Annotated in this window: 3 protein-coding genes; all 3 read right to left on the bottom strand. The window is 57.4% G+C overall.

Annotated features, from left to right (window positions below; genetic code table 11):
- Positions 1 to 7: 7 nt before the first annotated feature.
- Genes J7655_RS09895 through drmD form a run of 3 tightly spaced genes read right to left on the bottom strand, consistent with a single transcriptional unit; the run spans position 8 to position 14,258 of the window.
- A complete protein-coding gene (locus J7655_RS09895; RefSeq protein ID WP_230927592.1) occupies positions 8 to 5,974 on the bottom strand; it encodes a DEAD/DEAH box helicase in 5,967 nt (1,988 codons plus the stop codon).
- Positions 5,974 to 11,040: an Eco57I restriction-modification methylase domain-containing protein gene (locus tag J7655_RS09890; protein WP_230927591.1), complete on the bottom strand. Its 5,067-nt coding sequence runs from the start codon at positions 11,038 to 11,040 to the stop codon at positions 5,974 to 5,976. The genes J7655_RS09895 and J7655_RS09890 overlap by 1 nt, the downstream gene beginning before the upstream one ends.
- Positions 11,037 to 14,258, bottom strand: coding sequence for a DISARM system SNF2-like helicase DrmD (drmD, locus tag J7655_RS09885; protein WP_230927590.1), 3,222 nt, complete (start codon positions 14,256 to 14,258; stop codon positions 11,037 to 11,039). The genes J7655_RS09890 and drmD overlap by 4 nt, the downstream gene beginning before the upstream one ends.
- Positions 14,259 to 14,377 lie beyond the last annotated feature (119 nt).

Genomic DNA, 14,377 nt, shown 5'->3' with positions numbered 1-14,377 from the left:
GAACACACTAAAAGCCACCGCTGTACAGCACTTTTAAAAACTCGGCAACGGCAACAACCATACCCTCTTCTTTAGGCTCCAGCACCAAGGGTTCATATTCCGGATTAAGCGGCTTAAGCGTTATCTGCTCGTGTTGCCACTCACCATCATCACTCGCAGTTTTTTGGCTGGAATAGACTTTCAAGGTGTACTCCCCACCCGTCTCGGTATCGGCAACGCCAGCATGCCAGATGAGCAACTTTCGGCCTTGCCGACTACCAACCGGCACTGGCCGGAATAGGCAGTAGCTACCATCAGGCACCAGGGGTTCCATGGAGCGACCGACCACCTGGGCCACAAACATGCCGGGCTCCGACTTTTCTTCTACCAACAAGACCCATTCTTCTGCATGTTCGGCCAACTCAAGTAGCCCGTCCTGCTCTTTGCTCCAAGCACCAGCAGCGACCTGTAGGCCAACCAATGGAACGCAGCCCTGATAGGGCTCAAAGCCCGCGTCATTTGGGGTCACGGTTTTGAACGGCAATACCTTGCCACTGGATGTAGCCACCCCAACCATTGAGCTGCTTGCAGAATCAAACCAGTAATCACTAGCAGCAAGCTCCTTAGCCTTCGCCTTACCGATTACGGCTCGTGCAATGCGGCGCATGTGCTCACGCATCACCGTTTTGTCGTACAGCTCCTGGAACTGGATCTCGATCACCTCGTAATCAGTATTAAGCAACTCCTGGCGGATCTGCCGGTCCTTAGCTGCTGTCTGAGCGTTGCCATGCAGGTGCTCACTCATTCCATCCAGGTAGATGCAGACACCTTCGTACTGATCATTGGGCTCATGGAAATACACGTCCGGACGGGTCGTGATGCCACCGGCTAGCTGAATCGGCCGTTCAGTCTCAAATGCAGCCATGCCGGCGGCTTTTAGTAGCGCTACCAACTGTTGCTCAGGGTGATTGCCTGGTTGCTGAGTCAGGGTTTCATCTGGCAGCACAGGCGCCAAATCATGGGCAAAGCTCAGGGTATTTCCCCAATCATTGAACACTTCAAGCGCGGTATGGCGATTCAGCTTGTCGTGATAGAACGAGTTGCGGAAATGCTGCAGGCAATCCACACAAGACGATTCACAGGCTGACGGGCACTCTTCAGCCAAACGTTTCGCCGCAGCGACAACATCAGGCCAGTGCTCCAAGAGCTGTTCCAGCAGACCTGAGCCACCTGGCATAGGGTCATACAACAGCGCATCGACCGATTCACTCCCCGGTCTTCCAATCACCTGAACCTGGAGATCGGATATTTCCATATCCAGCACATCGGCAGCCCCCTGACGCAGCGCCTCCATGACGCTGTAGGCCGCTTCCTGGGAAGCGCAGTCATGCAGCACCAGCGCGTCGGCTACTACTTCGGCATAGAAAGCTATGGTCTGAATAGGGCGGCCACAACGCTCGGTATGGTGTTCGTTGAACTTATCCAGTTCGGTCTGGCTGCTCATGGCCGAACGGCTCGCGCCGCAGACCAAACACATGGGGTAACCCAGCAAAGCTCCCGAGCGTACTTGCGAGGCGGCACCGACGTTCACCAGACGCATGTGCAGACCATGCTTCAGTTGCAACTCTGCTCTGCCCCACTCGTAAACTTTACCGCCGGAATGCCGCCCCTGGTCTTGGGCAAAAACAGCCACCGACATCTGGAAGCGATAGTCCTCATCGTCCGAAATATAGGAATGATGGGGCGCATCCACATCGCAGATGGCTACACCTGGAATTTGCGTGACCGACATGGAGCTGGCTTCACTGCCGGCCTTAGTGCTCGGGCCAGTTTCCTGGATTGACTCACTAGCCACATCTACCGCAAACACCAGAGGTTCTTCAGGGACCAAGTGGAAATGACGGGGCACAAATTTATGCGCATTGGCGTAAATGAGATTACCTGGGACATATTCGCGAACAGCCAGAGCCGTGTTGCGGCGTAGCTCCCAATCACTGATATCGCTGCTGTGGCGCGGCGCCACGTGGGTCAGAGTTACCGCACCGGTATCCAGACCGTAACCCGGCAAAAAGCCCTCAGCCGCCAATACGCCATAAGTATTGGTGTCATCAAAACCCTCTGCCTGGCTACGATTGCGCTTGGCCTCGCCTTTTAGTTTTTTTACCAACCGTTCACATCGGGCGCGCAAGGCCTCTTCATCGGCGTCTAGCGCGCCCTTACCAGCGGCCACCTTACGCAACCGCTCCAACTGCCCAAGAGCCCACTGCAGGCGCTGGAATAAACGATTGATCACCCCCTGCAGCTGTTCAGCAAAACTACCAATGAGCAGCTCTAACTGGGCACGGGTTACGACCTCGCTATCACTGATCGGCCACCCTTGATGGAAGGCTTTGATAACAGCATTCAAGAGATCGTTTTGATGCTGCGATATCTGCTGGCTCAATGCTTCAACAGATAGCGGCTCAGCACGCACCATGCCATCAGAGCTGAACAGATACGGTCGGATCTGAGGCGGCAGGCAAACAGACAAGGCCTCCTGTAGCGCAGCTGCCTGCTGCCCTGGCAGATAGTTACTACGCAGCATCTGTAACAGCGTAGTCAGCACAGTGGCATTGACGTGCTTGGCCACCATCACTGGGTTGCGCAGATTGAAGCTGGGCGGCTCCACCAAACCTTCGAGCATTTTTAAGGGCTCATTGAAGTAGGCACGGTCATGACTGGTGGTCCGCGCATAGGTCAGATCCAGCGCCATACGGAACTGGCGCCCGGCACGGCCAGCTCGCTGCCAGTAATTGGCTGGCAGTGGCGGTACGTTGCGCATCAGCACTGCATCCAGCGAACCGATGTTCACGCCCATCTCAAGCGTGGGCGTACACACCAGCGTATTGATCCGTTCGCTCTCGCCCTTGAAAGCGTTCTCGATGCGCTCACGCTCCGGCCCTGGAATTTGCGCCGAGTGCTCACGAGCCCGGAGCATGGAAAATTCCTGATCAAGCAAAAGCAGATCGTAGTTGTCTGGATTCTCGGCCTCAAACTCCAGCTTTCCACTGCAACGCCAGGCCATACAGGTCATACCAGGGTTGACCCGAGCATGGAGGCGGCGACAAGTTTGACAGCGATACATCCCTGACGCAGGCACCAGCTTCATGTGATCCACATGGACTTGGCTGGCACCGTGGCAGCCTGGCAAGTTATTACCGCGCGCGCCCTTGAACTGCACCTGCGTCAGTAGTTCCAGTTCATCGGTGCAAAGCCGCCACACATCATCCAGAAACGACTGGACGTGATCTGGATCGACTCCCCAGCTCACAGCCGCCTGTTTGGCGGAGCTGTCATATGTGCTGAACCACTGTTTGATACGCCCTTTGTCGTGTTGACCATCGCGTTCAAACACCAAACCTTCCGGCACACCGCGCATGATCGGCAGATAACCGCGCAGCACTTCCTTCTCACCGTCCAGCCAGAACTTGGAGAACATACGGGTGACAGGATCAAACAGCATGCGCCGGGAGCGGGCCGCATCCAGAAGCGAGGCGATACCTTCACGCAACTCAGCAGGCGAGCAACCCAACGCTCGTGCCCATTTCTGTATGGTGGGCTGTGCTTCATCCAGTCCAAGATACTGAATCTTCAAACGCCCCAGCGGCTCAAGACCTGTGCTCTGCCGTGCCCCCAGCGTCAACTCACGCAACACCTGAGCACGCAAGAACCACTTGCGCTCCTCAGCATGGGCCAAGCTGGCTTCCGATTTTGGTTCGACTCGCCAGACTTCAGGGATCAAGGCCCGCGACAACTCATCGTCGGCATCAAGAAACCTGTCCAGCCACAACACCAGATCGCTGACCGATACCTGCCCCTGGCGCAGCTTCTTGTAAATCAGCTCTCGCAAGCGGTAGCGACGGGAGCGATCCTGCATCCAGCCCGCCTGAAACGCCGCATCCTGACGATTATCTGCAAACACCAGTAGGCGCTTGCGTTCGGCACGATGGATCATGCTTTGCGCCAATACATGCACATCAGCCACGCCAGTGGCACGCACCGGACGAGCGGGTTCTCGATAGCTGCCAGTCACCCGGCGGCCGTGTGCACCGCAAGATACACAGCGGGTCAAACGGCCAATGTGTTCATCTTTCTGCTGTACAAAGTGCAGTGCTTTGAGAGTCTTGTTGCGACCGCACCCCACACACTCAGCGGCTTGCCGGTCATGGGTTGTTCCGCAATAACGGCAAACGAAGAGCACCTCCGTGCGAGCAGGCTCTTCCTCGCCATCAGACCCGACCTGATGATCCAATGAAACCGCTCGCACGCCACCTAACGGAATGTCTTGCGATCGCCATACACGGTTCTTCCCCTCCGCAGATCCTCCGCCAGGCGAGTCGCCGGTGTAATCGAAATCTTCAAGGCCATGCTCGAAGTAATGCTGGCCGCAGGTTGTGCAGCTCGAAAGCGGAAAGGCTTTCAGCTCAGGGTCACGGCCATCGGTTGCAGCCAACGCATCCTCGGCTGACAGCCAGAGTCGTGCCGGTTGCCCCTGCCCCTCCTCGAAGGTCACCACAGCACCGCTGACGCCACGTACAAAACCGTGTACCACCGGGCGTAGCAAGGGGCGATCACCATTGCGCGCCGCCGCACCCAGTGCCAACCAAATCAGAATTTCTTCTTCGGTAATCGGACGCCCGAGTTTTTCATTCAGGTCTTCCAGCAAAGTAGCCACGGCTCGCGGACGGCGGAGCACCTCAGCGATCTGGAACACCACCTCGTTGTGGCTTAGCCACTGATTCAGTGCTTCACGCCAATTATCACCGGCCATACGCATGCCGCTGGTGGTCTGGAACCAGATACGGAAGGCCTGCAAGGCAGCAGGCTCTACCTCGGGTCGGTCCAACGTACCGAGCATTTCCAGAACGGTTTTCAGCTGCATGGCCTGATCGCCATTGAAGGGCGCGCTGACGCTGCGTGGCTCGCCCCAGATATCCTCTTCGTAAGCCTCCCCGATCAGTTCAACATGCTGGCCATCGACGCCAAAGAAACGGCTGGCAAACTCGCGGCCGGCTTCGATACCGCGGAGTGGATCCGCGATGGTGGCCGAGGTGGCGATGCAAGTGGTGCTGTTTTCGTCTTTGCCGCAATAGGCGCGCAGACGGCGGATCAGGCAGGCGGTTTCGGCACCTCCGGCGCCGGTAAAGGTGTGCGCTTCGTCGAAGACCATGAACTCCAGGCGAGCGTTATCGAACAGTTCCAGATCCTGCTGGCGGGTCAGCAACAGCTCCAGCTGCTTGACGTTAGTCAGCAAGATACGAGGTTGCTGCCCGGGCGTGCGCATGGCTTCACGACTTACACGCTCCTCGGCCGGGTGCAGAGCCACATCCATTTTCTGTTGCTGCATCTGCTGCAACTTACTGCGGTAGTCCGCCACCGTGCTGCCAGGAGCCAGGCGCACACCGTTAATGTCGGCCTCAGTGCGTGGTGTTTTACCCACATACATGCCGAAGGTGACACCCGTACCGACCAGCAGCTCGCGCATCCGCTGCAGCTGGTCTTCGGCCAGGGCGTTCATGGGGTAAACGATCACAGCCGTTACCCCTGCCTCGGCGCCGTCATCACGCAATTGCAGGCAACGACTGATGATCGGCAACAAGAAGGACTCGGTCTTGCCCGAACCGGTACCGGTCGCCACCAGCGTGGTCCGACCAGCTTTGATGGAGCGGAAGGCCTTTTCCTGGTGCAGATAAGCGCCGGGATAAGGGGATAGCTGGCGAATATGCGGATGCAGCACGCCTTCCTTGACCAGTTGTTCCAGGCTGGCACCTTTCATAAAGGTGCGCGAAAGCGAGATAAACGGCCCCTTCATCAGCGGCGTATTGCGGGTGTGCTCCAGATTGAGCAGTTCGCGCATCTGCCGATACAAGCCCTCATCGGCAAAGGCGTAGGTGCTGAGCTGGTAGCGCAGAAAATCGCTGACCACATCTTCGGTATAGGTAATGGGGTTCAGCATCAGAACAGTGCTCCCTGCGGTGATTCTGTTTTATAGACAGCCGGCGCTTCGGCGATGCCATCGGCTTGCTCCGGCTGTGGCAGCGGAACAATACGGCGGATCAACTCGGCATGGGCAGCGCATTCCTGCCAGGAGCGCTCCACATCCTCATTGAGTTGCCAGTCATAGAAGCGCGGGCCGAGGCGTGAGGCCACTGGTTGATATTCCTGAGCGCGCTCATCGTGACCTAGGCCGTAATCAGCCAGCCGCAACTGCTCCGGTATCATCCAGCCTTCTCCGTTATTCTGGGCGAGAAAGGCATCAAGGCCTTTTTGTTGCAGATCGTGGAAGGCGACCAGCGACAGAACAGTGTGGCGTAGCTCAGGGGGCGACCCTTTGCCAAGACGCCAAAAGCCTTTCGGATTAAGCGCTTTCGCTGCGTCCCCAGAAAGTTCATCCACAGGGAGGTCACAATCCTTCAGAATATGACAAGCCCCCTCCCAGTCCAGGCCAGCGATTGCAAATAGCACCGCGTCAATAATTACCCTCTGCCTTGTGCGTTCATGCTCTGAAACAGCAGCCCTAACGCCAGTGCGTGCGAGTGACTCAAGGACGGGTGAATAGATTGGATTGCTTACTGAAATCAGACTGAAAGCTGCCTCCACAAGCTGCTTCGGAACATTTTGTAACGGAGGTAGTGGTGACTCTTCTGCAATAAAGTAGTTGATCGTCAAACCGCCCAGCCTGTTGCGTATTGCAAAATCGAAGACAAAAGAATCCAGACACGCAACAAGTGCGATTCCAGCTGCCTCCCCTTTATTTGGGATCAATAGCGGCACCTTGTTTCCACAAGGAAAATCCCACACAGCAGAGGAAATCATCGTTCTTGAGTTGGTGGCAGAACCAACGTCCATATAGCAGGGTTTCAGGCCACGGGCAGTTTTCGGATTTCCGTTCTTGTCCGTAGCACTGACGTAGTCTGCGTAGCTCATCAGGAACTGCGGCTCAATTACCTTCTCTTCGAACGGAATATCCCGCCATACGGCCGAGCGGCCTTTGCCACTCACCCAGCCTTTCTCACTGAAATCGAACTGTCCAATCATCCGCCCTTCATAGAGCGGCAACGCCACATCCTCAATCTCCTCCACCCGCAGCGCTTGCCGCCCATCACGAGACAGCACCAGCCCCGGCTCGCGATCCAGAATATGCTGCGGGCCGCTGTAATCCTGCCAGGGGCCTTTCAGCCAGTGGCCGTACTCGTCGGGGCGGTAGCCCTTTTCTTCCCACTTGGGTCGCGGCGGGAACAGCTTGGAGTCGTTGGTCATATCGAACTCGCGGGCGTACTTGATGCCCCAGCCGTTTTCACTCTGGTCGCCCAGCAGCACGCCGTTGGCGTAGATCTTTTGTAGCACGCGCAGGTCCTGTTCGCTGCGGATTTCCAGAATGGCCTTGGAGTAAGGTGAAAACTCCTCCACCCGCGCCCGGGGATAAGCCAGCACATGGCGCTCGGCTTGTTCCCAGTCGTCCACATTGCGATGCATAAAGGCGGCGCGGATGGCCTCCGTTTGGCCGCTTTTCTGCACAATCAATGGGCAGAATTTGAAGGAGCGGTGGATATCGAAAATACCTTCGCGGTTCTCGAAACCAAACAACCATTGCCAGTCGCACTGGCCCAGGAACAGCTCGCGCAGGTCGGTGGTGCCCTTGTCGGTGTAGATACCACTTGGCACGATCATGCCCAGCCGCCCCTGACTCCGCAGCAAGGCATGGCTCTGCTCAAGGAACAGCTTGTAGGTATTGAGGTCGGCCGAGCCCTGATACAGGAAGGGGTGCAAAGTATCGGCAAATCCCTTGTGCTTTTTGCGCTGCTGCAACCATTTTTGGTGGACAGCCACTGATGCCTCGAAGCTGTTGCGGCCGCTGCCCAGATTCAGGTCATGTTTCTTTTTGCCGTTTTTGTCTTCGGTGACGCGATCACCAAAGGGCTTGCCCACGTACTTCGCCCAGTTGGACATACCCTTGAGGTTGGCGTTGTAGGCAATCCAGTCGTGCTCCAATTGCGGCAAAGCACGGAAGTAGTCCAGCTGTTTGGCCAGCGCATCCTGCTTACCATAGGCGCGGTACAGCGGGTCGTGGTTGGAGAAGAACTCCTTCGAGTTGGGCTTCTGGATTTCCCACGGCGGATTACCCAGCAACACATCAAAACCGTCCTGGGTGGCGGTAAACACATCCGGGAACTCCAGCTCCCAGTGGAAGAAGCGCTGCCGGCGCGCCACTTCGGCGGCAATGGACAGCGCCTGCTCCGTGGGGTTAGCAAAGTCTCGCGGCAAGGGCGCCAGCTCGATCTGCTCGCCCGGCCAGAACCAGAGCGCGCACCACAGGTCCATGCGCGCTTTCAGCGCGTGGTAATGAGGGTTGTTCAGCACCTCGTCGCGGTAGACCCCGGCGCGCTTTTCACTTTCGTGTACCGGCAGGCGATGCAGCTTGCGGAACACCTTGAGCAGCTCGTCGTGCACATTACCGGCATCCAGCCCGTTCTCCAGGCTGAGCTGGCCACTGAGCAGCGCCTGCAGCTGCTCGGGTACCGCCTTGGCGCGGGCTTTGATGGCATCAGTAAAAACATCGCCCTTGCGCTTGCCCCTGGCATCTTCATACCAGTGGTTTATCAGGTTATCCGGCTTGTTCTTCTGGTAGTCCTTGTCACCGCCTTCCCGCTCCCACGCCATAGCCGGGTAATCGCGGTACGTGTCGAACCAGGTGCCGACCAGCGCGTTGCCGACCTTAAGCTTGTGATCGAGGAAGCCAAAGGGCAGATCACGGTCCATAGTTTCTACCCACAGCGCCATGCGGCCCAACTCTACTGCCAACGGATCGAGATCTACGCCGTACAGGCAGTTTTCAACGATGTGGCGCTTGAGTTGAGAGCGCAGCGCTTCTTCAAAACCATCATCCTTGGGGTTGAGCTTGGTCAGCTCATCACTCAGCAGCTCGGTCAATTTGCCGTCGGCCATGCGCGGCACGCCGCCGTCTTCGCTGCGCTCAATCAGCTTGTGATGGAACAGCGACTGGGTCAGTGCATCGGTGAGGTAACGCAGGGCGCTGGCGAGGAAGGAGCCCGAGCCCATGGCCGGGTCGCAGACCTTGAGGGCCAGAATCTGCTCGGGCTTTTTCGGTGCCCACTCCACCACTGCGTCCAGGCCAGTCCGCGGATCGACCTCACTACGAACGCCTTCATAGGCCAACGGTTGCAGGGTACGACGCACAGTGGGTGCGGCCAGTTGCGGGCGGGTATAGAAGGTACCCGCACCTTTACGGGTGCCGCCCCAACGCACCAGGAAGAATTGACCGGGCGCAACCATGCGAACGCACAACTGCTTGCCGGCCTTCTCCAGTGCTTGCTGCCCTTCATCGCCTGTGGTGTTGGCTTTGCGTCCACGGGGCTTTTTCACCAGCCCAGCAAGCTGCGCAGCGTGTTGCAGCCAGGCATTGGCGCGGGCGAGGTGGTCTTCGCTGATAGTCAGCTCTTCATCGCTTTCGGCGCTGACGGGGTTGTCTTCGTCGCTTTCATCCTCGATGGATTCTGCTTCGTCGTCGTAGTCATCGGTGTCAGCAGCCTCCTCGGCCTCGTCTTCACCTTCGTCGCCGCTGTCATCACCGGCCTTATCTTTTTTCTTCAGGGCCTCGAACAGCTGCTTGATGTCCTTATCCTCCATGGCCTCCAGCTGCGATAAGGTCAGCGCTGGCTGGTTGCCCACGGCGAGAAATATCACCGGGTCATTCTCAGCAGCTTGTTTCAGCTCGAAGTCGAGCAGGCCTTCGTAGAGGATGCCGATGTATTCCGAGGACAGCGTGGAGAAGTCCACTGGTGCATCCACCCAGCGACTGCTGCGGCCCTGACGCACCTTCATCTTGGTGCGGGTCAGCAGGCGAAGCAGTTTATGCACCTGAAGGTCGCTGACCAGGTTCTGGTGGCTTTCCAGCAACGCGAGCGCGCGGGAAATACCATCGTCGCTGGAGGGATTGCCCGGCTCAAACAAGGCACCACCGTACTGAGGCACGGTAAGGCGCTCATGAGCCGAACCTTCGTGGATCAGGTTGAACAGGCCAATCAGGCGCGGCCAGGCGCTACGGCCCTGGCTCAGTCGTTCGTTGCCCCGGCCACCAGCACGACGATCCAACTGATGACGAAGCCCCTCCAGGCTGTAAGCCTGCTGGTAAATCGGGTTGTCGACAGGCATCAGACCGCGGGCTTCGGCAAACAGGGTGATGATGCAGCGCATGATGATGCGCGAGCCTGCAACATACAGATCCTTGTAATCGTGAGCCTGTCCTTGCTGTTGAGCCTGCTCGATGGCGATATGGGAGGCGGTGATCAGCTCCTCCACGCCCTGGCGAACGCGCTCACCCAGTACGCTGGAGAGCTCAGCCTGCCCCTTACGAGAGGCGCTGATGGCCAGCAGGAATTGGCTTTGGCCCTGCTCCGCCAGCAGTGTGTTGCGATTGAGCAAGGTGCGCCAGACGATGGTCTGGGCAGATGGCTGACCTTCGTTGAACCAAAGATCGATATCCCATTCACACCAAGCGTCGTAATCAGCACCGGCGTGCACCAGTCGCCATTGGCGACCATTGGTGACCAGCGCCAGCGCCTGCCCGGTACGGCGCAGCCACTCCACCACGCGGCCCAACAATTGCCGTGACCGCCCTACCCCCAATCGGCTGGTGAACTGGCGCGAGCCACCATCATCAGGCACGAACACCGCTAGAGTCTCGCCGTTAGGCCCAAGCCAAAGGCGACGCGGCTTAATCTGGGCGCCGGTAAAGCTCCTTACGGCCCAACGGCTGTCGACACCCTGGGCCTTTTGCCATTCATCTGCGGGCAGATCTGAAAGATCCTGCAGGATGTAATCCAGCAGACTGCTCAGGCTTTCATTACTGCCGTCAAAGGCTGTGAGTGCTCGCCGCAGCTTCTCAGCCTGGTAATCGGACATCTCCGCCGCTGCACGAGGGAAAAATTCATCCAGCTTGGATGGTGCAATCAACAAGCCGCCGTGCTTGAGTTGCGCCCATCCTTCTGCGTGCAGACTCATGCCCCCACCTCCGGAAAACGAATTTCGATAGTGACAGGGAAGACCTGTGCTTCGCCGCGCAGCTCGAAGCGACGAGGTAGCACCTGCTCCAAAATGCGACGTTTCTCTTCGGTCAAGCGCTCCTGCAGATCACCGAACTGGGTCTGACGACGCTTAAGCTCATCCTCCAGATCACGCAGACGCTTTTCCGCCAGCGCATCGGCATCGTCAAACAGTTGGTGCTGGATGCTGGCAACGCGCTGCTCTTCAATCTCTCGCTTCAACTTCTCGATACTCTGTGCTTTTTGCAGCGCGGCGACTTCACGAATGCGTTGCTCGAACGCTTCCTTTTCATGCTCCTTCGCTTGCTCGTACGCTGTCTTGAGTTGAGTACGAAGGCTCTGAGTCAGCTCAGCTCGGTAATTGCTCAATAGAGCCCTGATATCGTCTTCAACCTCGTCCCATAGCTCGCGTGCAGCAGCTACGTCGGCAACGCTTTGCTCCGCCAACAAACCGTGGTGTGGCCCCTGATAAGGCAAAGGCTCACCCAAGGTGTTGTTGCTCAATGGCAAAGCCAGGGTGCGGGTCCAATGGTGAAAGGTTTCACGCAAGTTGTTGACCGCCATTTCTTCTACGGTGAACAACACCAAAGCCTCGACGCCAGCCGGCACCTGGCCGCGCGTAACCAGCCACCGGGTAGGCGGCTGAAAGTCGGTTTGGCCTCCTGGAAAACGCAGACGCGCAAAGGCATTAAGCGACTGACGCAGCAACGGATGCCCCAGGTGCAACAGCACAGTATCTGGAGATGGACGGAAGACTGGGCGTCCATTGATGTTGTGGATAAAGAAGTGGTTGTCGAACACCAGCCAGGGCATAGCGCCGCTGATACCTCTCTGAGAAGGTAAGCGCAGGCTGTCATCAACCACTGCCTGCCAACGCATAGGTAGCGGTGTACGCAAGCGCATGCGCCCCTTGGCATCCGGGCCATCGAGCACTTCACGTGAAGCACCTAGGCTCATGGCAACGCCGAGTGTGTCTTTGAGCGTTTCAGGGCTCAGGTCAAGATCGGCCAAGAGTTGCTGAAGGCGCTGCTTTTCGTCCTCACCTCTCTCCTGGGTGTGTACCTGAGCGTCTTCGGTGGCACTCCTACGACTGGTTATCTGATGATCGAGATCACCTAGCACATCACGATCTTCATTCATCTCCATCATTCGACGCTGGAACGCGGCATCGAACAATTCTCCTACCGAGCCCAGATCCTCACGGATGTCGTTGACCTTACTGAGTACACGGGCAACGAACTGCAGGTCGCTGTCATCTTCGCTGGTGAAGTGAAAGATGGTGACATCCCGAGATTGGCCGTGACGATCGATACGGCCGTTACGCTGCTCAAGACGCGATGGGTTCCACGGGATCTCGTAATGCATCAACAAGCGAGCGGTGTGCTGCAGGTTAAGACCTTCAGAAGCAGCATCGGTCGCGACCAGAATGCGCACCGGCGCATCCGGGTCGTTGAAGGCGCGTTTTACCGCCTCGCGCTCTTCCTCATGCATGCCACCATAGAGCTGACAGATGCTACCGGGCTCAGCCCCATATTCTGCATTCAACCGGTTGACCAGGTAATCGAGTGTGGTCTTGTACTCGGTGAAAATGATCAGACGCTCATCGATCTTCCACTGCTCTGCATTACGCAGCTCCTTGCCGATCAGCTCACGCAAGCGATCAAAGCGGGCATCAGATTTAGGCTTGGCTTGAACAACGGGTTGCTTGTCGAGACCCAAAGACTTGAGCGCAGCATCAATTGCATCAATCTCAGGCTGCAGTACATCCACATAGGGGTGCATCCAGGCGCCAACAACCTGAGCGGCATGCCGGCTGCGGCTCTCACGCTCCTGGTCATCATCGATATCTTCTTCACTGGCGCGGCGGGCCGCCGCGACCTCAGCAGCCTGAAGCGCCTCTTTGGCAGCCAAGCCCTCCTTGAAACGCAGCCAGCTGTCGGCAAAAGCCACTGGGCAGGATAAGAGGCGCTTGCGCAGAATTTCGATAGCGAAGTTGAGCACCATGCGTGCTTCTGGAGCGGTGCGGATGATGCCTTTCAATTGCGTGCAAAACTTGCGAACGGCAGCCGCCAGCTCCTGTTCCGGTTTGAACATATAAAGCGGCAGCGGCTCCAGATAACGCTTGGCAAAACGCGGTACTCGTCCTGCCTGACGATCCTGATCGTTGATCTCGCTTTTAAGTCGGCGGATCAACACATCGCCGATCATCTTGCGCTCTTTGTCGGTAAAGTCTGGCGTTTGAGTGAAACGGACCGGATCAAGCTGCTGCAGCAGGCCCGAGAAACAGCGGGTATGGCCATTGTGAGGCGTGGCAGTCAGGAACAGGCGGTGCTCAAAATACGGCGTGATTAGCCGCAGCATTTTGGCCAGATCGCTGTCCTCACCAAAATTGGACGGCATCAGGTTGTGGGCTTCATCGACAATCAACAAATCCCACGGCAGCTGTGCCCCACCCCGTTGCTTAATAGATTCGCAATTGGCGATGAACTGCTCCAGCACATCAGGCTGACGTAGATAGTGATACGAGGTGATGATTCGCGGTAGCGCCCGCCAGGGGTTGGCATCAAGCCCCATCTCTTTTTGCAGCTTGTGAGTGGCGGCTTTGTCGACGATATCGAAGCCCAAAGAGAACTTCTCTTCCATCTCCTGCTGCCACTGGGTGCGCAATGCCGCAGGAGTGATGATTAGCACCCGACGGATACGACGCTTCCGGATCAGCTCAGCCAGAATCAGACCGGCCTCGACGGTTTTACCCAAACCCACATCATCGGCCAGCAGTAGAGAAACGCGGGGCATGCGCATCGCTCGCGCCAGAGGCACAAGCTGGAAGTCATCGACGCTGACCGCCCCATATACCGGCGCAGTCGGCACTGGCTCGGACCGCTCATGAGGGTCACTTGCCGACAAGAACGGAGTGAGGGCGCTCCAGCGAGCGGCACGCTGCAAAGCCAGGAACTCGCCCTGCTGCATCGGTGCTTCGCGATCAATTTTGGGCAGCGCATTCGGCTCCAATACCACCGGATCGCGCTCGCGCTCCCACAGCAGGGACTCTTCCGCATCACCATCGGCATCACTGAACTCGATGGTAACCAAGTGCAGCAAAGCAGACGTCTTGCTATCACTGAAGGGCTCTACGGAGGAGATCACACCGCGGCGGTTACGGACGGTGGCAAGCATGCCAACCCGAGGCAAGTGACTGGCCGCTGTGTCTGAATTAGTCATTGGTGATTCCGTTCAATTTTGAAGTCAGCAAAATGGCTATTAAGAAATTGGATTTCTTGGCTCTGCTCGAAAAA

This window comes from Pseudomonas wenzhouensis, from assembly GCF_021029445.1.
Classification (GTDB): Bacteria; Pseudomonadota; Gammaproteobacteria; order Pseudomonadales; family Pseudomonadaceae; genus Aquipseudomonas; species Aquipseudomonas wenzhouensis.
This window is presented reverse-complemented; position numbering and strand designations above follow the sequence as displayed.